The 21,689-nt window shown below is 73.0% G+C and carries 22 protein-coding genes; 14 read left to right on the top strand and 8 right to left on the bottom strand.

The window, feature by feature from the left end:
• Positions 1-5 precede the first annotated feature (5 nt).
• From Q7T52_RS11140 to Q7T52_RS11120, 5 genes are read left to right on the top strand one after another with little or no spacing between them, the layout of a single operon-like run.
• Positions 6-1,121: a hypothetical protein gene (locus Q7T52_RS11140; RefSeq protein ID WP_304802438.1), complete on the top strand. Its 1,116-nt coding sequence runs from the start codon at positions 6-8 to the stop codon at positions 1,119-1,121.
• The gene (locus tag Q7T52_RS11135) at positions 1,118-3,505 is read left to right on the top strand and encodes a tetratricopeptide repeat protein (protein ID WP_304802436.1); all 2,388 of its coding nucleotides are present in this window, start codon (positions 1,118-1,120) and stop codon (positions 3,503-3,505) included. The genes Q7T52_RS11140 and Q7T52_RS11135 overlap by 4 nt, the downstream gene beginning before the upstream one ends.
• Positions 3,506-3,530: 25 nt before the next feature.
• Positions 3,531-4,685 (top strand): protein phosphatase 2C domain-containing protein, encoded by a 1,155-nt coding sequence (locus tag Q7T52_RS11130; protein WP_304802434.1) that lies wholly within the window; start codon positions 3,531-3,533, stop codon positions 4,683-4,685.
• Positions 4,678-5,958 carry a VWA domain-containing protein gene (locus Q7T52_RS11125; protein WP_304802432.1) on the top strand — a complete coding sequence of 427 codons (1,281 nt, stop codon included), beginning with the start codon at positions 4,678-4,680 and terminating at the stop codon, positions 5,956-5,958. Before Q7T52_RS11130 ends, Q7T52_RS11125 begins: the two co-directional genes overlap by 8 nt.
• On the top strand, positions 5,955-6,722 hold the full coding sequence (locus tag Q7T52_RS11120; RefSeq protein WP_304802430.1) for an FHA domain-containing protein: 768 nt from the start codon (positions 5,955-5,957) through the stop codon (positions 6,720-6,722). Before Q7T52_RS11125 ends, Q7T52_RS11120 begins: the two co-directional genes overlap by 4 nt.
• Positions 6,723-6,839: 117 nt before the next feature.
• On the opposite strand, the gene Q7T52_RS11115 is transcribed toward Q7T52_RS11120, so the two are convergent.
• Entirely contained in the window at positions 6,840-7,433 is a 594-nt protein-coding gene (locus Q7T52_RS11115; protein WP_304802428.1) for an O-methyltransferase, read from the bottom strand.
• 391 nt (positions 7,434-7,824) lie between these two features.
• On the opposite strand from Q7T52_RS11115, the gene Q7T52_RS11110 reads away from it, so the two are divergent.
• From Q7T52_RS11110 to Q7T52_RS11100, 3 genes are all read left to right on the top strand, one after another.
• Positions 7,825-7,947: a hypothetical protein gene (locus Q7T52_RS11110; protein ID WP_304802426.1), complete on the top strand. Its 123-nt coding sequence runs from the start codon at positions 7,825-7,827 to the stop codon at positions 7,945-7,947.
• An 11-nt stretch (positions 7,948-7,958) separates the two neighbouring features.
• A complete protein-coding gene (locus Q7T52_RS11105; protein WP_370692319.1) occupies positions 7,959-9,035 on the top strand; it encodes a 3-isopropylmalate dehydrogenase in 1,077 nt (358 codons plus the stop codon).
• 62 nt (positions 9,036-9,097) lie between these two features.
• Complete coding sequence (locus tag Q7T52_RS11100; protein WP_304802424.1) at positions 9,098-10,180, top strand: branched-chain amino acid aminotransferase; 1,083 nt, start codon at positions 9,098-9,100, stop codon at positions 10,178-10,180.
• Between the two features lie 76 nt (positions 10,181-10,256).
• Here the strand turns inward: Q7T52_RS11100 and Q7T52_RS11095 are convergent, their stop codons facing one another.
• Both Q7T52_RS11095 and Q7T52_RS11090 read right to left on the bottom strand, forming a co-directional pair.
• The gene (locus Q7T52_RS11095; RefSeq protein WP_304802422.1) at positions 10,257-11,717 is read right to left on the bottom strand and encodes an MFS transporter; all 1,461 of its coding nucleotides are present in this window, start codon (positions 11,715-11,717) and stop codon (positions 10,257-10,259) included.
• Positions 11,714-13,057 (bottom strand): M20/M25/M40 family metallo-hydrolase, encoded by a 1,344-nt coding sequence (locus tag Q7T52_RS11090; protein WP_304802420.1) that lies wholly within the window; start codon positions 13,055-13,057, stop codon positions 11,714-11,716. Before Q7T52_RS11090 ends, Q7T52_RS11095 begins: the two co-directional genes overlap by 4 nt.
• Before the next feature lie 78 nt (positions 13,058-13,135).
• Between Q7T52_RS11090 and Q7T52_RS11085 the strand changes: the two genes are divergently transcribed.
• Positions 13,136-14,026, top strand: coding sequence for a matrixin family metalloprotease (locus tag Q7T52_RS11085; RefSeq protein WP_304802419.1), 891 nt, complete (start codon positions 13,136-13,138; stop codon positions 14,024-14,026).
• 24 nt (positions 14,027-14,050) lie between these two features.
• Positions 14,051-14,887 (top strand): chitosanase, encoded by an 837-nt coding sequence (locus tag Q7T52_RS11080; protein WP_304802417.1) that lies wholly within the window; start codon positions 14,051-14,053, stop codon positions 14,885-14,887.
• 22 nt (positions 14,888-14,909) lie between these two features.
• Here the strand turns inward: Q7T52_RS11080 and Q7T52_RS11075 are convergent, their stop codons facing one another.
• Positions 14,910-15,539 (bottom strand): SRPBCC domain-containing protein, encoded by a 630-nt coding sequence (locus Q7T52_RS11075; RefSeq protein WP_304802415.1) that lies wholly within the window; start codon positions 15,537-15,539, stop codon positions 14,910-14,912.
• Between the two features lie 96 nt (positions 15,540-15,635).
• Here Q7T52_RS11075 and Q7T52_RS11070 point away from each other — a divergent pair, with 96 nt between their 5' ends.
• The 3 genes from Q7T52_RS11070 (at position 15,636) to Q7T52_RS11060 (ending at position 18,745) form a co-directional block, all read left to right on the top strand.
• On the top strand, positions 15,636-16,685 hold the full coding sequence (locus Q7T52_RS11070; protein WP_304802413.1) for an ABC transporter substrate-binding protein: 1,050 nt from the start codon (positions 15,636-15,638) through the stop codon (positions 16,683-16,685).
• Positions 16,686-16,697: 12 nt separating this feature from the next.
• Entirely contained in the window at positions 16,698-17,756 is a 1,059-nt protein-coding gene (locus Q7T52_RS11065) for an ABC transporter substrate-binding protein (protein ID WP_304802411.1), read from the top strand.
• 98 nt (positions 17,757-17,854) lie between these two features.
• Positions 17,855-18,745, top strand: coding sequence for an aldo/keto reductase (locus tag Q7T52_RS11060; RefSeq protein WP_304802409.1), 891 nt, complete (start codon positions 17,855-17,857; stop codon positions 18,743-18,745).
• A gap of 85 nt (positions 18,746-18,830) precedes the next feature.
• Here Q7T52_RS11060 and Q7T52_RS11055 read toward each other — a convergent pair whose 3' ends face one another.
• Positions 18,831-19,673 (bottom strand): helix-turn-helix transcriptional regulator, encoded by an 843-nt coding sequence (locus Q7T52_RS11055; protein ID WP_304802407.1) that lies wholly within the window; start codon positions 19,671-19,673, stop codon positions 18,831-18,833.
• Positions 19,674-19,710: 37 nt separating this feature from the next.
• On the opposite strand from Q7T52_RS11055, the gene Q7T52_RS11050 reads away from it, so the two are divergent.
• Entirely contained in the window at positions 19,711-20,169 is a 459-nt protein-coding gene (locus Q7T52_RS11050; protein ID WP_304802406.1) for an Imm10 family immunity protein, read from the top strand.
• Here Q7T52_RS11050 and Q7T52_RS11045 read toward each other — a convergent pair.
• From Q7T52_RS11045 to Q7T52_RS11035, 3 genes are all read right to left on the bottom strand, one after another.
• The gene (locus Q7T52_RS11045; protein WP_304802404.1) at positions 20,166-20,585 is read right to left on the bottom strand and encodes a VanZ family protein; all 420 of its coding nucleotides are present in this window, start codon (positions 20,583-20,585) and stop codon (positions 20,166-20,168) included. The two genes, Q7T52_RS11050 and Q7T52_RS11045, sit on opposite strands and share 4 nt — an antisense overlap.
• Before the next feature lie 75 nt (positions 20,586-20,660).
• Positions 20,661-21,500: an ABC transporter ATP-binding protein gene (locus Q7T52_RS11040; protein WP_304802402.1), complete on the bottom strand. Its 840-nt coding sequence runs from the start codon at positions 21,498-21,500 to the stop codon at positions 20,661-20,663.
• The coding region (locus tag Q7T52_RS11035) for an iron chelate uptake ABC transporter family permease subunit (RefSeq protein ID WP_304802400.1) at positions 21,497-21,689 on the bottom strand (193 nt) is incomplete at its 5' end. The genes Q7T52_RS11040 and Q7T52_RS11035, both read right to left, overlap by 4 nt.

Raw genomic sequence — 21,689 nt, 5'->3', positions numbered from 1 at the left:
GCTCGATGATGGTCGACGCGCCCTCCCAGACCTCCACGGCCCCGCCCCCGCCCGGGCCGCTCGGCAGCGCACCCGAGCCGGCGGCGCTGCAGGCCTACCTGGGTGGGCTCGACGCCTGGGTGCGCGGGCGGCGTACCGAGCTCGACGACCTCGACGCCTCCGCGCTCGCCGCGGGCCGCGGCGCCGAGGTCGGCTCCGACATGGCGCTCGCGCTGTCGCTGTGGAAGGCCGTCTCCGACCGCTACGCCGAGATGTGGGCGACCTGGGACGGCGGCCGGGTGTTCGACGCCCAGCGCCAGCAGGTCACCGCGCTCGTGTGGGCCAAGCTCGACGGGGTCGGCGTCTCGGTGCCCGAGGCCTGCCGCCTCTCCGACGCGCTGGCCAGCCAGCTGCGCACCAAGCTCTCGCTCACGCCCGGCGCCGACGCAGCCGCCGGCCGGATCAAGGACCTGCGCGCCCAGCTCGAGCGCATCCGCGACCAGGTCGGACTCGAGCCCGCCCTAGGCCGTGACGCCACCGTCGACCGGCTCGCCGCCCAGATGGCCCGGCTCGAGGAGATCGCGGAGCGTGCGCGCCGCGGCGCCGACGTCGGCGGCCTGCTGCCGCCGCTCGAGCAGGACGCCGCGATCTTCGAGCGCGACCTCATCGTCGGCAACCAGAAGCGGCGCGACGCCCGCGGCCTGCTCCAGGAGGTGCGCCGCGAGCGTGCCGCCCTCGAGGCGCGCGAGGCCGAGCTCGCCACCCTCGTCGCGACCTGCGTCGCGACCGTCCAGCCCGCCCCCCGCTACGCCGTGCCGGACGTCGAGGCCCTCGGTCCGCTGCCCGACACGCTCGAGGCGATCACCGCCTACCGCGAGCGCCTCGGCCGCGTCGGGCAGGCGATGGCCCACCTCCAGCAGGCCTACGCCGCCGCGCTGGCCGAGCACACCGACCTCGTCGCGCTCCTCGACGGCTACGTCGCCAAGGCCCGCGCCACCGGTGCCGCCGCCCACCCCGACGTCGTCGCCGCCGAGCGCCAGGCCCGCGACGTGCTCGCCCGCAGGCCCGCCCCGATGACCCTCGCCCGCCAGCTCGTGACGACGTACCAGACCTGGGTCGACGCCCAAGGAGACCAGCCATGACGACCGCGACCTGCACCCAGCCGGGCTGCACCGGCACCATCAGCGACGGCTACTGCGACGTGTGCGGCATGGCCGCCGCCCCAGGTACGCCCGCGCCGGTGGCTGAGGTGCGAGGAACGAGCCTCGAAGCCCCCACCGCCGACGGCGCCGCCTGCACCCAGCCCGGCTGCGGCGGGACCATCGCCGACGGCTACTGCGACACCTGCGGCATGGCCGGCACCTCGTCGCCGGCCGCCACCTCGGCCCGGGTGCCCGGCGCGTCGCCCGTCGAGGCTGACCCCGTCTCCACCGCGACCGCATCGGCCCGCGTCGGGTCCGCGCGGTTCGGCTCGGCCCGCGTCGGCAGCGACTCGTTCGCCACCCAGCGCCAGCGCAGCGGCTCGCAGCGGCTGCGCGCCGCCCGCATCGGCGCCGGCCTGACCAGCGTCCCGCCGGCACCGTCCGTCGACCCGAGCAAGGCGATCCGCCCCGACCCGCAGGTGCCCGAGGACAAGCGGGTCTGCTCCAAGTGCGGCAACGACATCGGCCGCGGCCGCGACGGCAAGCCCGGGCGCACCGAGGGCTTCTGCCCCCAGTGCGGCCAGGAGTTCTCGTTCACGCCCAAGCTCAAGCCCGGCGACCTCGTCGGCGGCCAGTACGAGGTCGTCGGCGCCCTCGCCCACGGCGGCCTCGGCTGGATCTACCTCGCCCGCGACCGCAACGTCTCCAACCGGTGGGTCGTGCTCAAGGGCCTGCTCAACTCCGGCGACCCCGACGCGCTCGCCGCCGCCATCGCCGAGCAGCAGTTCCTCGCCCAGGTCGAGCACCCGCTGATCGTCGAGATCTACAACTTCGTGACCCACGAGGGCGCGGGCTACATCGTCATGGAGTACGTCGGCGGCACCTCGCTCAAGCAGATGCTCAAGGAGCGGATGCGGGCCAACGGCGGTGCCTACGACCCGCTGCCCGTCGACCAGGCGCTGGCCTTCATCCTCGAGATCCTGCCGGCGTTCCAGTACCTCCACGACCTCGGCCTCGTCTACTGCGACTTCAAGCCCGACAACATGATCCAGGTCGGCGACGCTCTCAAGCTCATCGACCTCGGCGGCGTACGACGCATCGACGACCAGGACTCCGCGATCTACGGCACCGTCGGCTACCAGGCCCCCGAGGTGGCGCAGGTCGGGCCGAGCGTGGCCTCCGACCTCTACACGATCGGCCGCACGCTGGTCGTGCTGTGCATGGAGTTCCGCGGCTACCAGGGCACCTACCTCCACGCCCTCCCGCCGCCGGAGTCGACTCCGCTGTTCCACGACAACGACTCGCTCTACTGGCTGATCGCCAAGTGCTGCGCGGCCGACCCGGCCGACCGGTTCGCCTCGGCCGACGAGCTGCGCACCCAGCTGCTCGGCGTCCTGCGCGAGACGGTCGCCCGGCGTACGTCGGGCACCACGCTGACCTCGGCCGCCTCGGTCCTCTTCGAGACGCCCACGACCTCGCGCGGCGTGCTCGAGTGGTCGCAGCTGCCAGGCCTGCGCGTCGACACCACCGACCCCCAGCACGCCTGGCTGGCCGGCGTCGGCGCGACCGACCCGGGGGAGCGGCTCGGGATCCTCACCCACGAGGCGCCCGACCAGTCCGCCGAGGTGCGGCTGGACCGCGCCCGGGCCGCGCTCGAGCTGGGCGACCCCGAGCAGGCCCGCGAGATCGCCGCCGAGATGCTGCAGGTCGACCCGTGGGAGTGGCGTGCGCTGTGGGTCGACGGCCTCGCCGCGATGCTCCAGCGCGACTGGGACACCGCCAAGGCGTCGTTCAACGCGGTCTACCAGCAGGTGCCCGGCGAGCTCGCGCCCAAGCTGGCGCTGGCCGTCGCCTGCGAGAAGGGCGGCCTGCCCGGCGTGGCCGAGGGTCTCTACACGACCTGTGCCGTCACCGACGCGGCCTACGTCGCCCCGGCGGCCTTCGGGGTCGCCCGGGTGCGCGCCGAGCGGGGCGACGCACCGGGTGCCGTCGCGGCGCTCGACCTGGTCCCCAAGACCAGCCGCGGTTATCCCGAGAGCCGCCAGCTGCGCGCCGAGGTGCTGCTGGGCTCGGCCGGCAGCGACCTCTTCGTGCTCGACCAGGCGATGCGCTCGATCGAGTCGGCGTCGATGGACCCCGCCACGCACGGGCGCTACACCGTGCGCATCCTGGAGCAGGCGCTCGAGGTCGTCACCCGGCCCGCGCCCCCGGGCACGGTCGCGTCGATCGGCACCATCGGCTCCCAGGGCGAGGCCACCGAGCCCGGCCTCCGCGAGGGCATCGAGCGGGCCTACCGCCTGTTGGCCCGTGACGCATCCGCCCTCGACGAGCGCATCGAGCTCGTCAACCGCGCCAACGCCGCCCGGGCCTGGAGCCTGACGTGACCTCCTACCTCCGAAACGAGCACCCGTGAACTGTCCCCACTGCGCCGAGCCCCTCGCGGACGGCGCCGCGTTCTGCGAGGCCTGCGGCAAGCCGGTGGGCGGCGCGGCTCCCGCGGCCGCGGCGGCTCCGGTCGACGTGTCGCAGGAGGCGTCGCCCTTCGAGATGACGGCGGCCACCCGTGGCCCCGGTGCCCGTGCGGCGGCGACGAGCGGGCCGCGACCCTGCTTCCAGTGCGGGGCGACGGTGGGACCCGACGGCTACTGCGAGTCGTGCGGCACCAAGCAGCCGACCGAGCGCGACCACTTCCGCGAGCAGCCGGTGCCGTGGGTGGCCGGGGTGTGCGACCGCGGCATCCGGCACTCGCGCAACGAGGACGCGATGGCGCTGCACGCGACCGCCCAGGGCGGCGACCGCGCCGTGCTCGTCGTGCTCGACGGTGTCTCCAACACCGACGACTCCCACCTCGCCTCCCTGGCCGGGGCCAAGGCCGCGCGTGACGTGCTGCTCACGCCGCTGCCGGCCGGGATGGGCACCGACGAGAGCCGCAACTCGGCCGTCAAGCGGGTCTTCTCCGACTCGGTCCAGGCCGCGCAGGCAGCCATCGTGGCGCTCACGCCCGAGGGCTCGACCAAGCCGCCGTCGGCGACCTACGTCGTCGGGGTGCTCGAGGGCACCCGCCTCTACGTCGCCAACATCGGCGACTCGCGCGCCTACTGGCTGCCCGACGGCCAGCCCGGCGTCCAGCTGTCGGTCGACGACTCGGTCGCCCAGGCCCAGATCGCCGCGGGCATGGACCGCAAGGCCGCCGAGGAGGGTCCGCAGGGCCACGCCATCACCCGCTGGCTCGGCATCGACGCGCCCGACCTGGTGCCCCACCTCACCGAGACCGTGGTGACCGGCCCGGGCTGGGTGCTGGTGTGCTCCGACGGGCTGTGGAACTACGCCTCCGAGCCGTCGCTGCTCGTCGAGCAGGTCACCGCGGCCGCGACGACCGACCCGATGGCGCTGGCGGTCGCGCTGGTCGCGTTCGCCAACGGCCGCGGGGGACAGGACAACATCACCGCCGCGCTCGCGCGCGTCGAGGCCGCACCGACCGAGGCCGCACCGGCCGACCCCGCGGCAGGGCAGAATGCCGCTACCGACCAGCAAGCCGAAGGGGAGGGCCAGGCCGATGGCTGAGTTCACCGCGAGCGTCTACCAGAACGAGTTCCTGCCCGACGGTGGCACCGACGTCAACGCGATCGTCACCGTCTCGTGCACCGGGGCCGGGTCGGTGTCGTCCGGCTCGGGCGGGGGCACCGCCGGCGAGATCATCATCGTCGACACGTCGGGCTCGATGGGCCCGCAGACGATGGCGGCCGCCAAGCAGGCGGCGGCGACCGCGGTCGGTGAGATCGTCGACGGCGTCTGGTTCGCCGTCATCGCCGGCTCCGACCGCGCGATGCTGGCCTACCCGCAGGTGTCCGCCGGACCCGGGATGGTCCAGGCCAACGCCGAGACCCGCGCCGAGGCCCAGAACGCCGTGGCGCGCTTCGTCGGCAGCGGCGGCACCGCGATGAGCACCTGGCTCGACCTGGCCGGCCAGCTGTTCAGCTCGATCGAGGGCCTTACCCAGCGCCACGCGATCCTGCTCACCGACGGCGAGAACCGCGAGGACTCCGGCAAGCTCGACCGGGCCATCCAGAAGGCCACGGGCTACTTCCAGTGCGACTGTCGCGGCGCCGGCACCGACTGGCAGGTCGAGGAGCTCCGGCGCATCGCGCAGGCGCTGCTCGGCACCGTCGACATCATCCCGTCGCCCGACCAGATGGTCGCGCAGTTCCAGCAGATGATGCAGGCCTCGATGGCCCGCGGCGTCGCCGACGCCCAGCTGCGGGTGTGGGCGCCTCAGGGCTCGCAGGTGCTCTTCGTGCGCCAGGTGGCTCCGACCGTCGAGGACCTCACCGCCCGGCGTACGGCGGTCAACCCGCTCACCGGCTCCTACCCGACCGGCGCGTGGTCCGACGAGTCGCGCGACTACCACGTCGCGGTGCGGGTCGCCGCCAAGGCAATCGGCCAGGAGCAGCTCGCCGCGCGGGTCCAGCTCGCCATCGGCGACGACGTCCTGGCCCAGGCGCTGGTAAAGGCGACGTGGTCCAACGACTCCGAGCTGACGGCCAAGATCGACAAGCAGGTCGCCCACTACACGGGCCAGACCGAGCTCGCCGCCATGATCCAGGAGGGTCTGGCCGCCAAGGCGTCCGGCGACGAGGCCACCGCGACCACCAAGCTCGGCCGCGCCGTCCAGCTGGCCGCTGCGACCGGCAACGACGAGGCGACGTCCAAGCTGCGCAAGGTCGTCGACGTCGACAACGAGGCCGAGGGCACGGTGCGCCTCAAGCGGACCGTCGCCAAGGCCGACGAGATGGCCCTCGACACCGCGTCGACCAAGACGACCAGGATCAAGAAGTGACCCAGACCTGTCCCGCCGGGCACGAGTCGGCGGCCACCGACTACTGCGACACCTGCGGGATCGCGATGGGGGCGCCTGCGGCTGCTCCGCCCCCGCTCCCCGCGGACCCATCCATCGACGACACCGGCAAGCTGCCGGTCACGCCGCCGGCCGACGGGCCGGCGTCCGGCGACTGCCCGAGCTGCGGCACCACCAACCCGCCCAACGCGCTCTTCTGCGAGAACTGCGGCTACGACTTCACCACCGGCTCGCTGCCGCGTCCGGTCGACCCGGCGCCGAGCGCGCTGGACCTGCCGGCGGACCTGCCGGTCGACCCGCCCGTGGTGGCGCCGGTGGCCGAGAACAGCTCGCCCCCGCCGTCCGGCACCTGGGTCGCGGAGATCTGGATCGACCCCGACTGGTACGCCGACCAGGCCAGCACCGACCCGTTGCCCTCGCCCGGCGTGCCGATCGTGACCGCCCTCCGGCACAGCTCCATCCTCATCGGCCGGGCGTCGCGCAGCCGCGGCATCAGCCCCGACCTCGACCTCGGCACCGACACCGGCATCAGCCGCCGCCACGCCCAGCTCACCACCGACGGCAGCCGCTGGTTCGTCGAGGACCTCGGCTCCTCCAACGGCACCTACGTCGGCGGCGCCCTCGGCGCCCTCCCCAAGACCCCCGTCCCGCCGGGTCAGAAGGTCGAGATCCGCCCCGACGAGCGCGTCTACGTCGGCGCCTGGACCCGCATCGTCATCCGCAAGGCCGCCCCCGGCGAGGTCTGATCGCCGAGTCGGCGCAGAGTTGAAGTCAGACGAGCGCGAGTCGGCGCAGAGTTGAAGTCGGATGATCGCGAGTCGGCGCAGGGACTGAGCAGCAACGCCGACTCGGCCCCTCCGGGCCTATCGCTTGGTGGCGATGATGGTGGCGGCGTCGGAGGCGACCATGACCTCGACGGCGGTGAAGCGCTCGTCGGTGAGCCACTGCTCGCGCAGGGTGTCGACGCGGCCGTAGGTGATCGGCGGCCAGCCCTCGCAGGGGGTGAAGTCGTCGAGGACGACGATGCCGCCGTCCTCGACCAGGTCGGCGACGGCGTCGACGCCGACGGCGCCCCCGGCCCCGGTCCAGCTGCCGTCGCCGAGGCCGGCGTCGAGGAAGAGCAGCGAGAACGGGCCCTTGTCGAGCAGCGTCGACCAGTCGGCGGCCAGCACCTCGACCTGGGGGTCGTCCTCGAAGATCTCACCGGCCGCGCGAGCCAGGCGGGGGTCGAGCTCGGCGGTGACGATGCGCGCCTTCTCGCCGCGCACGCCGGACCGCAGCCACGCCGTACCGACGCCGCACCCGGTGCCGAACTCGGCCATCGTGCCGTCACGGGTGGCGGCCAGCATGGCCAGCAGGCGGCCGGTCTCGTTGCGGCAGAAGGAGACGTAGCCCGCCCGCCGGGAGACCGCGAACGCACGCTCCACCACGGAGGGGAGCTCGGGGGAGGCGCTCATGGGTCGAGTGTTGCCCGCGGGTCTTCCCTGGTGGGACAGCCGTCTCGACATGCGAACAGTCCGGCCAAACCGGTGGCCGGCACCCGTTGCCCGGCCTAGTCTCGGCTCACCATGCGGAGCGTGATCGTACTTATCGAGCGCCGCGACGGGGCCACGCAGGTCTGAGAACCTGCGGCGCAGGCCACCCCGTCGCGGTGGTTCTCGTGCTCCCAGCACATCGGCTTGCGCATCACCACTCCCGGTGATGTCTCCGCGGCGGTCCGGCCCCTCGGCCATCTCAGCGTGATCCGCTCGTCCGCAGGCATCCTCCCCGTGCGATCCACGGGTTCCTCCTCCGTGGGGACATCTCCGGGTGTGACCGTCACAGCCCGTGTCCCAGAGGAGAACCGCCATGTACGACATGTACCCCGAGTGGGGTCCCGCCAAGAACCGCACCGACGACGACCACGTCAGCGCCGTCCAGACCGCCCTCGACCTGCGAGACGGTGGCGGCCAGCGACCCGATGACAACTAGCGTTCTGCCCCGTGACCACCACTGATCTCGCCCCCGCATCCGGAACCGTGAAGCTCGCCGTCATCCCCGGCGACGGCATCGGACCGGAGGTGACCGCCGAGGCCCTCAAGGTCCTCGAGGCCGCCGCGCCGGACGGCGTGACGTTCGAGCAGACGAGCTACGACCTCGGCGCGGAGCGTTACCTCGCGACCGGCCAGGTCCTGCCCGACGCCGTGCTCGCCGAGATCCGTGCGCACGACGCGATCCTGCTCGGCGCCGTCGGTGGCAAGCCCAACGACCCCAACCTGCCTCCCGGGATCCTCGAGCGCGGGCTGCTCCTGCGGCTGCGCTTCGAGCTCGACCACTACGTCAACCTGCGTCCCTCCAAGATCTACCCCGGCGCCGTCTCGCCGCTCGCCAACCCGGGCGACGTCGACTTCGTCGTCGTCCGCGAGGGCACCGAGGGCCCCTACACGGGCAACGGCGGCGCCCTGCGCGTCGGCACCCCGGCCGAGATCGCCACCGAGGTCTCCGTCAACACGGCGTACGGCGTCGAGCGGGTCGTGCGCGACGCGTTCGCCCGGGCGCAGCGCCGGCCGGCCAAGAAGCTGACCCTGGTCCACAAGACCAACGTGCTCGTCCACGCCGGAGCGGTGTGGTGGCGGCTGACCCAGCAGGTCGCCGCCGAGTTCCCCGAGGTCACCGTCGACTACATGCACGTCGACGCCGCCATGATCTTCCTGACCACCGACCCCGCCCGCTTCGACGTGATCGTCACCGACAACCTCTTCGGCGACATCGTGACCGACCTCGCCGCCGCCATCACCGGCGGCATCGGGCTCGCGGCCTCCGGCAACGTCAACCCCGACCGGACCGCGCCCTCCATGTTCGAGCCCGTCCACGGCTCGGCCCCCGACATCGCCGGCCAGCAGAAGGCCGACCCCACCGCGGCGATCCTGTCGGTGGCGCTGCTCCTCGACCACCTCGGCCACCCCGACGCCGCCGGTGCTGTCGAGGCCGCCGCCATCGCCGACCTCGCCGAGCGCACCCCGTCGACCACCCGGCGTACCGCTGAGGTGGGCGACGCGATCGCTTCGCGCCTGGGCTGAGCGGCCGGCGGCCCGCCGCCCCCACCCCCCATTTGCTAGGAAGTGCGACTAAATTGCCGTCCATGGACTTCAGCACCACGCTGACCGAGGCACCCACCACCGACGAGCGGCTGGCGGAGATCCTCGCCGAGCCCGGGTTCGGCACCTACTTCACCGACCACATGGTGACGATCGAGTGGACGCCCGAGGCGGGCTGGCACGACGCCCGCGTGACGCCGTACGGCCCGCTGACGCTCGACCCGGCGACCGCGGTGCTGCACTACGCGCAGGAGACCTTCGAGGGGATGAAGGCCTACCGGCACGACGACGGGTCGGTGTGGACGTTCCGACCCGAGGAGAACGCCGCTCGCATGGTGCGCTCGAGCCACCGGCTCGCGCTGCCCGTGCTCGAGGTCGACGACTTCGTGGCGGCCGTCGACCGGCTGGTCGAGGTCGACCAGCGGTGGGTGCCCGACAACACCGGTGCGGGCGGCGAGAAGAGCCTCTACCTGCGGCCGTTCATGTTCGCCAGCGAGGCGTTCCTCGGGGTGCGGCCGGCCAAGCACGTCACGTTCATGGTGATCGCGAGCCCGGCCGGCGCCTACTTCAAGGGCGGCGTCAAGCCCGTCACGCTGTGGCTGAGCACCGACTACACCCGCGCCGGCCGCGGCGGCATGGGCGCGGCCAAGACCGGCGGCAACTACGCGAGCTCGCTGGTCGCCCAGCAGGAGGCCACGAGCCAGGGGTGCGACCAGGTGGTGTTCCTCGACGGCCAGGAGGGGCAGTACGTCGAGGAGCTCGGCGGCATGAACATGTACTTCGTCCACGACGACGGCACCATCGTCACCCCCGAGACCGGCACGATCCTCGAGGGCATCACCCGCGCCAGCATCATCGAGCTCGCGGGCAAGCTCGGCCACCAGGTCACCGAGCGTCGCTTCTCGATCGACGAGTGGCGCGACGGCGTCACCAGCGGCCGGATCACCGAGATCTTCGCCTGCGGCACGGCCGCGGTCGTCACGCCGGTCGGTGCGCTCAAGTCGGCCGACGGCGACGTGCCGGCCCCGACCAGCACCGACCTGACGATGCGCATCCGCCGGGCCCTCGTCGACGTGCAGTTCGGGCGCTCGGAGGACACGTTCGGCTGGATGCACCAGGTCGTCTGACGCACTGGGCCGTCTAAGCACTGGGCCGACGAAGCTCCTGCCTGGACGATGATGCGTTGTCGGCCCAGCTCGGCATTCACCGGCTGGCCGGTGAACCCTGGGTCTTCTGTGACACCTGTGACTCACCCGGCCGAGGCGTGAGGGCCAGCACAGCCGCAGCCACCAGCGCAGCAGCCGCACAGATCGACCACACGGTGAGGTAGCCGGACAACGGCGCGTGCCCCTCGACCGGGTCGTCGATCGAGCCGGCGGAGGCGAGGGCGATGGCGAAGACCGAGGAGGCGATGGCGCCGCCGATGGTCTTGGTCGCGTTGGTCATGCCGGTGGCGAAGCCGGTGCGGTCGGCGGGGGCGGCGGCCGCCGCTGATGCCGGCAGCGCTGCCACCAGGGCGCCGGACCCGACGCCGGCGACCGCCATGTTGAGCAGCGCCTGCCCGGTTGAGTCGTGGAACGGCAGCCACAGCGCATAGCCCAGCGCGACCAGGAGTGCGGAGCCCACGAGCGCGCCGCGCGCGCCGAGGAGCCGCGTCGTCAGCGGGAGCGTGAACGCCCCGATCGCCAGGAAGACGACATAGACGCCGATCAGGGTCGACACGAACGACGCCTCCGCCCCCAGGCCGTAGCCGACGACGTCGGGGTCGGTGCGGGCGAAGGTCGACAGCGGGATCTGCGCGCCGAGCACCGACATGCCGAAGAGGAACGCGGTCAGCTGCACGGGCCACTGGCCCGGCGTCGCGAGCAGGCGTACGTCGACCATCGGGTCGGCCTGCGCCGCCTCGTAGCGACCGAAGGGGACGAACGCGGCCAGGCCCGCCACCAGGAGGACCCACGGCAGCACCGAGTCCGGCCCGGCGACCCGGAGCGCGACCAGGCCGCCCATCACGAGCCCCAGGGCGAGCGTCACCAGCCCCAGCCCGGTCCAGTCGTAGCCGCCCGTCGCCGTACCGGGCAGGTCCTCGACGCCGAACCACACGACGACCAGGCACAGCGTCACGGCGACCGCCGGCAGGGCGAGCAGCACCGGCATCGACGTCGCCTCGACGAGCGCGCCCGAGGTGAGCGCGCCGATGATGACGGCGAGCTCGAGCGCCCCGACGAGGACCGCGGCGGCGCGGCGGGTCAGCAGCGTCTGCCGCCCGGTGTCGGCCGTGCGGCGGTAGATGATCGCGACCTCGAGCGGCAGCCACACGACGTAGGCGCCCTGCAGCGCCCACCCGACGAGGAACGTCGTGAACGACGGCGCGACGACCAGCACCCACGACCCGATCGCCGTGACGAGCGTCGAGAGGAGCAGCACCTTCTTGTGGCCCACCAGGTCGCCGAGCCGGGCCAGCGGCGGGACCAGCAGCGCCGAGACGACGAGCTGCGCCGCCTCGAACCAGTTGACGTCGGCGTCCTTGATCGACAGCGAGTCGGCGATGTCGCTGAAGATCGGCGTGTAGTAGCCCTGCAGGATCCCGCTGGCGAGCTCGACGCAGACGAGGAACCCGACGATCGCCGCCAGGCTGCGCGCCGGGGCCGAGGTGAGGGTGGTCATCGGAGGGCCTCCAGCAGCCGGCGGTACCAACGGATCCCGTCGAGGAAGTCGTCGACCCCGAGGTGCTCGTCGTAGGAGTGGATGGCCTCGCGCTGGGCCTTGGTCATCCGGAACGGCGCGAAGCGGTAGACGCGGTCGCAGATCGCGGTGAAGTGACGGGCGTCGGTCGCCGCCATCATCACGTACGGCGCCGCGACGGCGTCGGGGAAGACCTCCTCGATCGTCGTCGCGAGGAGCGCGAACGCCTCGTCGCGCGGGCTCACCGGGCTCGGCTCCGACGCGTCGACGACGTCGACCAGGACCCGGTCGTCCTTGACCACGCGCCGCACGTGGGCGAGGGCGTCGGCCACGGTGTCGCCGACCATGACCCGCACGTTGACCCCGGCGCGGGCGGTCTGAGCGATGACGTTGTGCGCGGGCGAGCCCGAGAGCGTCGTGACGGCGAACGTCGTACGGGTCATCGCCGCGGCCTCGGGGCCGGCGGCGACGAGCGCCCGCGCGAGCACCGGGGCGAGTCGGCCGGCGTTGGCCATCAGTGGGCGCAGGGGCAGGGGCGCGTGCGGCGCCATCCGGCGGAACAGCTCGACCGTCGGCTCGGGCAGGCTGCTCGGCATCGACGAGGCGTCCAGCCGCGTGATCGCCCGGGCCAGCCGGGCGGTGGGGCCGTGGCGCGCGGGCGTCGAGGCGTGCCCGCCGCGGCCCTCGACCGTCAGCTCGAGCGTCGTCGTCCCCTTCTCGGTCACCCCGACGACGCCGATCGGCGTGCTGACGCCGGGGAACGCGTCGTGCGCGACCGCCCCGCCCTCGTCGAGCACGAACCACGGCGCCACCCCGCGCGCCCGCAGCTCCTCGACCGCGTCGGTCGCGCCGCTTCCCGAGACCTCCTCGGTGCAGCCGAACGACAGCCAGACGTCCTGGGCCGGCACGAAGGCGTGCGCGAGGAGCGCCTCGACCGCCTCGCAGATCGCCACCAGCTGGCCCTTGTCGTCGAGCGTGCCTCGGCCCCAGACCGACCCGTCGACGAGGTCGCCGCCGAACGCCGGGTGGGACCAGCCGGCCCCACCGTCCGCCACGGGTACGACGTCCAGGTGGGCCATCAAGACCACCGGCCGCTCGTCGGACCGGCCGGGCCACCTGACGAGCAGCCCGTGCCGGGCGACCACCACGTGCTCGAGGTCGTGCAGCCGCGGGTAGCGGCTCGCGAGCTCGGCACCGAACGCCTCGAAGGCCGCGACGTCGACCCGGTCCGGGTCGGGGTGCGACACCGTCTCGATCCGCACGAGCGCCTGCAGGCTGGCCACGGCGCGCTCGGACGAGGCGGCCCCCTCCCACGTCACCATGGCCGCCACCCTAGGGCCGCAGACCGGCGCCGTCGCGGAGAAGCCGGGTTCCCGCGCTGCCGTCACCAGGCCACGGGCATGATCCTCCTCGTGGGACGGGGAGACCGGCGCGACCAGCGCCGCTGGCAGCGCGAGCTCGAGGAGCAGCTCGCCGCCCTGCCGACCTACGAGGGCGAGACGCCCGACGGCGGCGACGTCGTCCCGATCGACCGCCACCTCCCCAGGCCCCCGCGGCAGCGACGGGGCCGGCGCGACCGCGGCCGGGCCCGCGTCGGCGGCGAACGGCGCCGCACCATCGCCACCGTGGTGATCACGCTCGGCATCATCCTGGTCGTCTTCAGCGCCAGCCTCACGCCGCTCACCGACTCGCTGCGCGGCCTGCTCGGCTGGGGCGGCGACCGCGGCAGCTCGTCGACCTACCGGTTCCTGGAGGTCGACGACCTCAGCGACCTGCCCTACCGGTGGAGCTCCTGCGACCCGATCCGCTACGTCGTCAACCCCGACGGGGCACCCGACGGCTGGGAGGACACCCTCGACGAGGCACTCGCCGCCGTGAGCGACGGGACCGGGCTCGCGTTCGAGTCCGAGGGCCGCTCGGACGACGGGCCGTCCGACTCCCGGTTCGCCCGTGGCAACCGGCCCCTGCCGGTGCTCATCAGCTGGGTCACGCCCGAGGAGGAGTCCGCGCTCGACGGCGACGTCGTGGGCGTCGCCGGACCGACGTCGCTGGGCGACGTCTACGTCACCGGAACGGTGTTCCTCGACGCCCCCGCCTTCGCCGACATGGAGGAGCGCGGCGAGGACGACCTCGAGAGGGCCGTCCTGATGCACGAGCTCGGCCACCTCGTCGGGCTCAACCACGTCGAGGACGACCGACAGCTGATGTACAAGTCGACGACCTTCCAGACCTCCTTCGGCGAGGGCGACCTCGAGGGCCTGCGGATCCTCGGCGAGGGCCCCTGCTCCTGACCTGTCCGGCCTATGCTCCCGGCCATGACGTCACTCGATCGCCGCGCGGTGCTGCGCGGGGGACTGGCCAGCGGACTCGTCGGTGGACTGGCCGGCGGCCTCGCCGTCGCCGGGTCGGCCGCTCCCGCCCAGGCCGCGGCCCGGCGTACGGGCCTCGCTCGACCCTCCCGCAAGGAGATCGCGATGAAGCTGGTCTCCAGCGCCGAGAACTCCTCGCTCGACTGGCGCGCGCAGTACCGCTACCTCGAGGACATCGGCGACGGCCGTGGCTACACCGGCGGCATCATCGGGTTCTGCTCCGGCACCGGCGACATGCTCCAGGTCGTGCGCGACTACACGCGTCGACGTCCCGACAACCCGCTGCGCGAGTTCATCCCCGCGCTGCGCGAGGTCGACGGCACCGACTCCCACGAGGGCCTCGGCGAGCCGTTCGAGAGCGCGTGGGCCGAGGCCGCGGGCGACCCCGCCTTCGGCCGCGCCCAGGACGCCGAGCGCGACCGCGTCTACTTCAACCCGGCCGTCCGCCGGGGCAAGGCCGACGGGCTGCGCACGCTCGGCCAGTTCGTCTACTACGACGCGTTCGTCATGCACGGCCCGGGCGGCACCGACGTGTCGTTCGGCGGCATCCGCCGCGCCGCCCGCCGGGTCGCCGACACCCCGGCCGACGGCGGCTCGGAGGCGGCCTACCTGCGCGCGTTCTTCGCCGCCCGCAAGCGGGTGATGCGGCTCGAGGAGGCGCACAGCGACACCTCACGCATCGACACCGCGCAGGCCCGCTTCCTGCGCGAGCGCAACTTTGACCTCGCCCCGCCGCTCGTCTGGCACGTCTACGGCGACCGCTACCGGATCGGCCGCGCCTGACCCGGGCCGCCCTACCGACGACTCAAGAGTCGGCGTCGGGCTCGCCGACGTACGCCGCCACGCAGCGTCGCGCCGCTGCGCGGGCCTCGTCGGCGTCGTCACCGTCGGCGGCAGCGGCCTCGCCCCAGGCGGCACCCGCGTCGGCGAGGTAGCCGCGCAGGTCGGGCAGGTCGTCGGGGGAGGGGCGCGGCGCGTCCGGCACCGCGAGGTGCTCGGCGAGGCCCATCAGCATCATCTCCCAGCCGATGCCGGTGGCCCCGGGGCCGTACGTCGCGTAGTGCTCGTCACGCGGCACCGAGTGGTCGACCTGGAGCAGGGTGCCGCCCTCGACCGGACGCAGTGACACGTCGACCCAGCTGGTGGTGCCGTCGAAGACCCAGGTGAGCGCCAGCGCGTCGGGCTCCGCGCACCGCAGGATCTCGCCGCCGGCGTTGCCCTCGACCTGGAACCGCCCGCCCTCCTCGAGGGTCCCGGACACCGGCGCCAGCCAGCGCTCGATCCGGTCGGGCGTGACGAGCGCAGCCCAGACCTCGGCCGGTGGTGCCGCACACGTGCGACCGGCCGTGACGAGGCGCAGCTGTTCGTCGCCGCGGGTCACGGTCGAGACCGTGCGGGTGGTCGCGGTGAAGTGGTCGGCGGGAGAGGTGAGCACTGCTCATTCGTAGCGGAGCCGCGGGGTCGGGACACCACCCAGGGGCAGGTGAAGGACGAGTATGGTGAGGCTCACCTAACTAATTGGAGTCGTCCCGTGCGCCGCCTCGTGCTTCCCCTCCTGCTCGTCCTCGCGTCCACCTCGCTCGTCGCCTGCGGCGACGACACCGCCGGCGAGGGGGAGGACCGCGTCCCCACCCCGCCCGAGGCGGTCGGCGCCGAGGTGCTCGAGGGCACCGGCACGTTCCCGGCGACGGTGACGCACCAGTTCGGCACCACCACGGTCCCCGAGGAGCCGAAGCGCGTCGTCAGCGTCGGCTACACCGAGCAGGACGTGCTCCTCCAGCTCGGCGTCATCCCGATCGCCGTCACCGAGTGGTACGGCGAGCAGCCCGACGCCACGTGGCCCTGGGCCCACGACCTGCTCGGCGACGCCGAGCCCGAGGTGCTCGACTCCTCCGACGGGTTCCCCCTCGAGGAGATCATCGCGCTCGAGCCCGACCTCATCATCGGCACCAACGCCGGCATGGAGGAGCGCGACTACCAGCTCCTCAGCGCGGTCGCGCCCACCGTCACCAGCGTCGCGGGGTCGACGCCCTACTTCTCCTCCTGGCAGGACCAGACCCTCCAGGTCGCCCGAGCCCTCGGCCGCGAGGCCGACGGCCAGACGCTCATCGACCGGGTCGAGTCCGACTTCGCCGCCGTGGCCGAGTTCCACGACTGGGAGGGCAGGACCGCGACGTTCTCGCAGGGCGGGCCCTACGACGGACAGCTCTACGTCTACCCTGCCGGGCTCAGCACCGACTTCCTGACCATGCTCGGCTTCGAGATCACCACGGGGCTGGAGAAGTACGCACCCAACGTGGGGGAGCAGGCGCTGATCAGCGGCGAGAACGTCGAGCTGCTCGAGGCCGACGTCGTGGTCTGGGCGACCGAGAACGCCGACATGTTCGACGAGCTCATGGACTTCGCGGCCGTCGAGGACCTGCCGGCCGTGCGTGAGCGGCGCTCGGTCTACACCGACGAGGTCCTCGCCGGCGCCATCTACTTCATCACTCCCCTCAGCCTCGAGTACGTGCTCGAGCACCTCACCCCGCGCCTCGAGAAGGCCGTCGCGGGCGAGGGTCCCACCTCGTTCGACTCCTAGAAGGAATCCAGCATGCGACCCACAGCGCGACCCACCCGGCGGATCTTCCTGGCCGGCACCTCCGCGATGGCCCTGGCCCCGCTGCTCGCCGCGTGCGGCGACGACGTACCCGGCGAGGAGGCCCCGGAGGGCCGCGCCGCGCCCGCCGAGGACAGCGCCTTCCCGGTCACGATCAAGCACAAGTTCGGCGAGGCCGTCATCGACAAGGCTCCCGAGAAGGTCGTGGTCGTGGGCCTCGTCGAGCAGGACGCCCTGCTGGCGCTGGGGATCGTGCCGATCGCGACGTCGAACTGGTTCGGCGACGCGCCCGGTCGGATCTTCCCGTGGGCCTCCGACAAGCTCGACGGCGCCGACCTCCCGCAGGTCCTCGACCCGGCCAACGGCATCCCGACCGAGGAGGTCATCGGCCTCGCGCCCGACCTCATCATCGGCTGCTACTCCGGCATGACCGAGGCGGAGTACGAGCTGCTCAGCAAGGCCGCGCCGACCATCGCGCAGTCGGCCGACTACAACGACTACGGCGAGCCGTGGCAGGAGTCGACCCTCAAGATCGCCCAGGCCGTCGGCCAGCCCGAGGCCGGCCAGGCGCTCATCGACGTCGCCGACGCCGACGTCGCCGCGGCCCGGGAGGCCCACCCCGAGTGGGCCGGCAAGACGGCCGTCTGCCTGACGCCCTACGAGGGGCTCTTCATCTACGGTCCGCAGGACCCGCGCGGCCGGATCCTCCAGGACCTCGGCTTCACCTTCCCCGAGCAGCTCGTCGACGACGGGTCCGACGAGTTCGGTTACTCGTTGTCCCAGGAGCGCACCGGCGACCTCGCCGGGATCGACGTCGTCGTCTGGCTCGACTACGCCGCCGCCCCCGCCGGCATGGTGTCGATCTTCGAGAAGACCGACACGTTCGAGGAGGGGCGCTTCTTCGACATCAGCGACGCCAGCGGCTCCTACTACGTGGGCCAGAGCTTCGTCACGCCGCTGTCGATCCCCTACGTCCTCGAGCGCTACGTGCCCCAGCTCGAGGCCGCGTTCGACGGTGACCCCGCCACCGAGGTGCCGGTCGTCGAGGACTGACGGGTCGGCGTACGACGTGTGGCGCGAGAACCTGGGACTGGCAGTCCCAGGACAACCCGTCCCTGGTGCGGTGAGGTGGACCGAGCAACCGTAGAGCCATGACCACCACGTCGTTCCTCGGAGACAAGCCCGTCCACCGCATCGGCTTCGGCGCCATGCAGCTCGCCGGACCGGGCGTGTTCGGCCCGCCCGCCGACCCCGACGCCTGCCGCGCCGTCCTGCGGCGGGCAGTCGAGCTCGGCGTCGACCACATCGACACCGCCCAGTTCTACGGTCCCGACGTCACCAACGACCTGATCCGCGAGGCCCTGCACCCCTACCCCGAGGGCCTGCGGCTGGTGACCAAGGTCGGCGCCGTCCGCGATGCCGAGGGCGGCTGGAACATGGCCTCCGAGCCCCAGCAGCTCAAGGACCAGGTCGAGGCCAACCTGCGCGCCCTCGGCGTCGAGCGGATCGACCTCGTCAACCTGCGCCGCATGGAGCGCGACAACCCGGGTGGCGAGGAGCCGGCGCTCGCCGACCAGCTCGGCGCGCTCGCCGAGCTGCGCGACGCCGGCAAGATCGACCTGATCGGCGTCTCGAGCGTCACCCTCGACACCGTGCGCACGGCGATCGAGACGGTCGGCATCGGCGAGGTGCAGAACCCGTTCAGCATCCTCGACCGCGGCGACCAGCCCGTCCTGGACCTGTGCCGCGAGCACGACGTCTCCTACGTCCCCTACTTCCCGCTCGGGTCGGCGTTCGGCGGCGGCGGCCCCAACGCCCTCGCGGCCGACCCGCACGTCAGCGGGGTCGCGACCAAGCACGGCGTCTCGCCGAGCCAGGTCGCGCTGGCCTGGCTCCTCGCGCAGTACGACCGCCTGCTGCTCATCCCCGGCACCAAGTCGGTCGCCCACCTCGAGGAGAACCTCGCCGTCCTCGACATCGACCTCGACGCCGACGACCTCGCCGCCCTCGACCAGGTCGAGCCCGTCGTCGCGGGGCACTGACCATCTGGTCGCCTCTGGCCGGACCGCGGCTGCCCAGCGCGAGTCCCGACGCGCGCTGGGGCGTCCGACTCGGGTAGGAGACAGGTCAGCCGACCGACATGTCCTGGAGCCCGACGATGACGGCCATCGAGAGGGCGTCGGCGTCGGGGGTGCCGGGCTCGGCGGAGAACACGACGATCTGCAGGTCGCTGCTGTGGACGCTGAGGACGTCGCAGTCGACCGTCATCCGGCCGACGACCGGGTGGTCGAGCGTCTTGCGCTGCGAGCCGCGGACCCGGGCCGGGGTGCTCTCCCACAGCTCGGCGAAGCGCGGGCTCTGCTCGCGCAGGTCGGCGACGACCGAGGCGATGGCGGGGTCCTCGGGGAGGCGGATCAGTGCCGCGTGCAGGTCGGCGACCACGTCGCGCTCGACCATCGACCGGGTCTGCGGCTCGAGCCGGCCCATCCCCGGGACCTCCATGAACGTGCGCCACGCGCGGTTGCGGCCGCGGCCGGTCTCGCCGGAGACGTCGCCGAAGATCACGTCGGCGGCCCGGTTCTGCAGGACCGTCTCCCAGGCGGCGTCGATCACGGTCACGGGCGTGTCGCCGAGGCGCTCGACGATCCGCAGGATGCTCGGCGTGACGTGGCGCGACATGCGGCCCGACGTAGGCGGCAGGTGCCCGGCCATCCGGTGCAGGCGGTCGCTCTCCTCGTCGTCGAGCCGCAGCGCGCGGGCCAGGGCCTGCACGACCTGGGCCGACGGGTTGCGAGCCCGGCCCTGCTCCAGCCGGGTGACGTAGTCGCCAGAGACCCCGGCCAGGGCGGCGACCTCCTCGCGTCGCAGGCCCGGCGTACGACGGCGCGCCTGGCCGGGCAGACCGGCCGCGCTCGGTGACAGCCGGTCGCGCCACGCCCGCAGCTGGGTGCCGAGCTCGGAGGAGGTCATGGGTCGATCTAACCCGACCGGTGAGAGGGTCGGGGTCATGACGACGCAGGACCAGTGGACAGAAGTGGCCTTCGTGTCGGTCGGCGAGTCCGACGACGCGTTCGTCGTGGCCTTCGAGGAGATCGAGGACAAGGGCCGCGCGCTCTTCCTCATGAGCGACCTGGAGGAGCCCGACGACCAGGAGATCAAGCTCGGGATGGACACCTACTGCCTGGTCAACCAGGACGACGAGACCCACTACGGCGGCGTCGAGCGGGTCACGCTCGACGGGCGCTCGCTCGGGCTCCACCTGCTCAAGGGGGCGGCCGACAAGCTCGGCCTGCCCCGCGTCGTACGCCTCGAGCTGACGGTCGACGTCGACGAGGCCACCGTCGCCGAGCTGCGCGGTGGGCTGCGCTGGGTCCTCACCTTCGGCAACCCGCTGCACCACCCGGCGCTCGAGCTGGGTGAGGAGCCGGACGAGCCGGACGCCCCCGACGCGCAGGCGCGTCCCTAGACCGCCACGCGCTCGTCCCGCCGGGACGCCGGCGCCACCGCGAGCACGGCCCCGGCGACCAGCGCGCCGATGAGCCCGCCGAGCGTGTTGTGCACGACGTCGTCGATCGTCGGCACCCGGCTGGCGACGTACTGCAGCTGGGCCCACTCCACGCCCGCCGAGGCCAGCAGGCACAGGGACACCGCCGGCCAGACGCGTCCGATGCCGACGGCCAGGAGGAACCCGAGCGGGACGAAGAGGGCCACGTTGGCGAGCACCTCGGTCTCGTCCCAGGTGAGCCCGCCGCCCGAGGCCCGCCGGGCGACCCGGTCGGCCAGGTCGAACGCCCACGCGCCCTGCGACGGGTCGGTGAGGGTGAGGTGGACGACCAGCACCGAGTAGACGAGGACGAGGACGAGGGCGACGGGTCGGTGCATGGGGTCGACGCTAGGAGCGGGTGGGCCGCCAGCCATCGGTCCGAGGTGCCGCCGTGCGGTACCTGGGTGCCGGAGCTAGCGGGAGGCGGCGACCGCCGCGCACGAGACCGGCACCAGGATCGGCAGACCGGTCCGGGGGTCGGGGATGACGTCAGCCTCGAGGCCGAACACCGAGGCGAGCATCTCGGCGGTGAAGATCTCGGCCGGACCGCCCTGCTGGACGACGCGGCCGCGGTCCATGACGACCACGACGTCGCTGTAGCGGGCGGCGAGGTTGAGGTCGTGGAGGACCATCGCGACGGTGCGGCCGCGCTCGCGGTTGAGCCGGGTGACGAGGTCGAGGACCTCGATCTGGTGGGCGAGGTCGAGGTAGGTGGTGGGCTCGTCGAGCAGGACCAGGTCGGTGTCCTGGGCAAGGGTCATCGCGATCCAGGCGCGCTGCCGCTGGCCGCCGGAGAGCTGGTCGACCGGCCGGTCGCGCAGCGAGGACGTGTCGGTCATCTCGAGCGCCTCCTCGACGATCCGCTCGTCCTCGGCCGACCACTGGCTGAACCACCGCTGGTGCGGGTGCCGGCCGCGGCCGACGAGGTCGCGGACGAGCAGGCCCTCGGGCGCGATCGGGCTCTGCGGCAGCAGCGCCATCCGCTGCGAGATCTCCCGCGTCGGGATGCCGCTGATCGGCTCGCCGTCGAGCCGCACCCGGCCGCTCGACGGCCTGAGCAGCCGCGCCAGGGTGCGCAGCAGGGTCGACTTGCCGCACCCGTTGGGCCCGATGATCGTCGTCACCTTGCCGTCGGGCACGTCGACGGTGAGGTCGCTGACGACCGGCGCGCCGCCGTAGCCGACGGTGACGTTCTCCGCGCCGAGCCGCGAGGTCCCGACCGGCGTCTGGTCCTTGTCGAGGGACATGGTCATGCGGCGACCTTTCGCTTGGCCTTGACGAGGAGGTAGATCAGGTACGGCGCCCCGACGGCCGCGGTGACGATGCCGGCCGGCAGCGCGAACGGCAGCACGACCCGGGTGATCAGGTCGGCACCGAGCACCAGCGCCCCGCCCAGCAGCATCGAGGACAGCAGCGGAGGTCGCGACCCTCCCGTGAGGCGC

It is taken from the genome of Nocardioides sp., assembly GCF_030655615.1.
GTDB lineage: Bacteria > Actinomycetota > Actinomycetes > Propionibacteriales > Nocardioidaceae > Nocardioides.
Note: the sequence above shows the minus strand (reverse complement) of the source record. Positions and strands in the feature narration are given on the sequence as shown.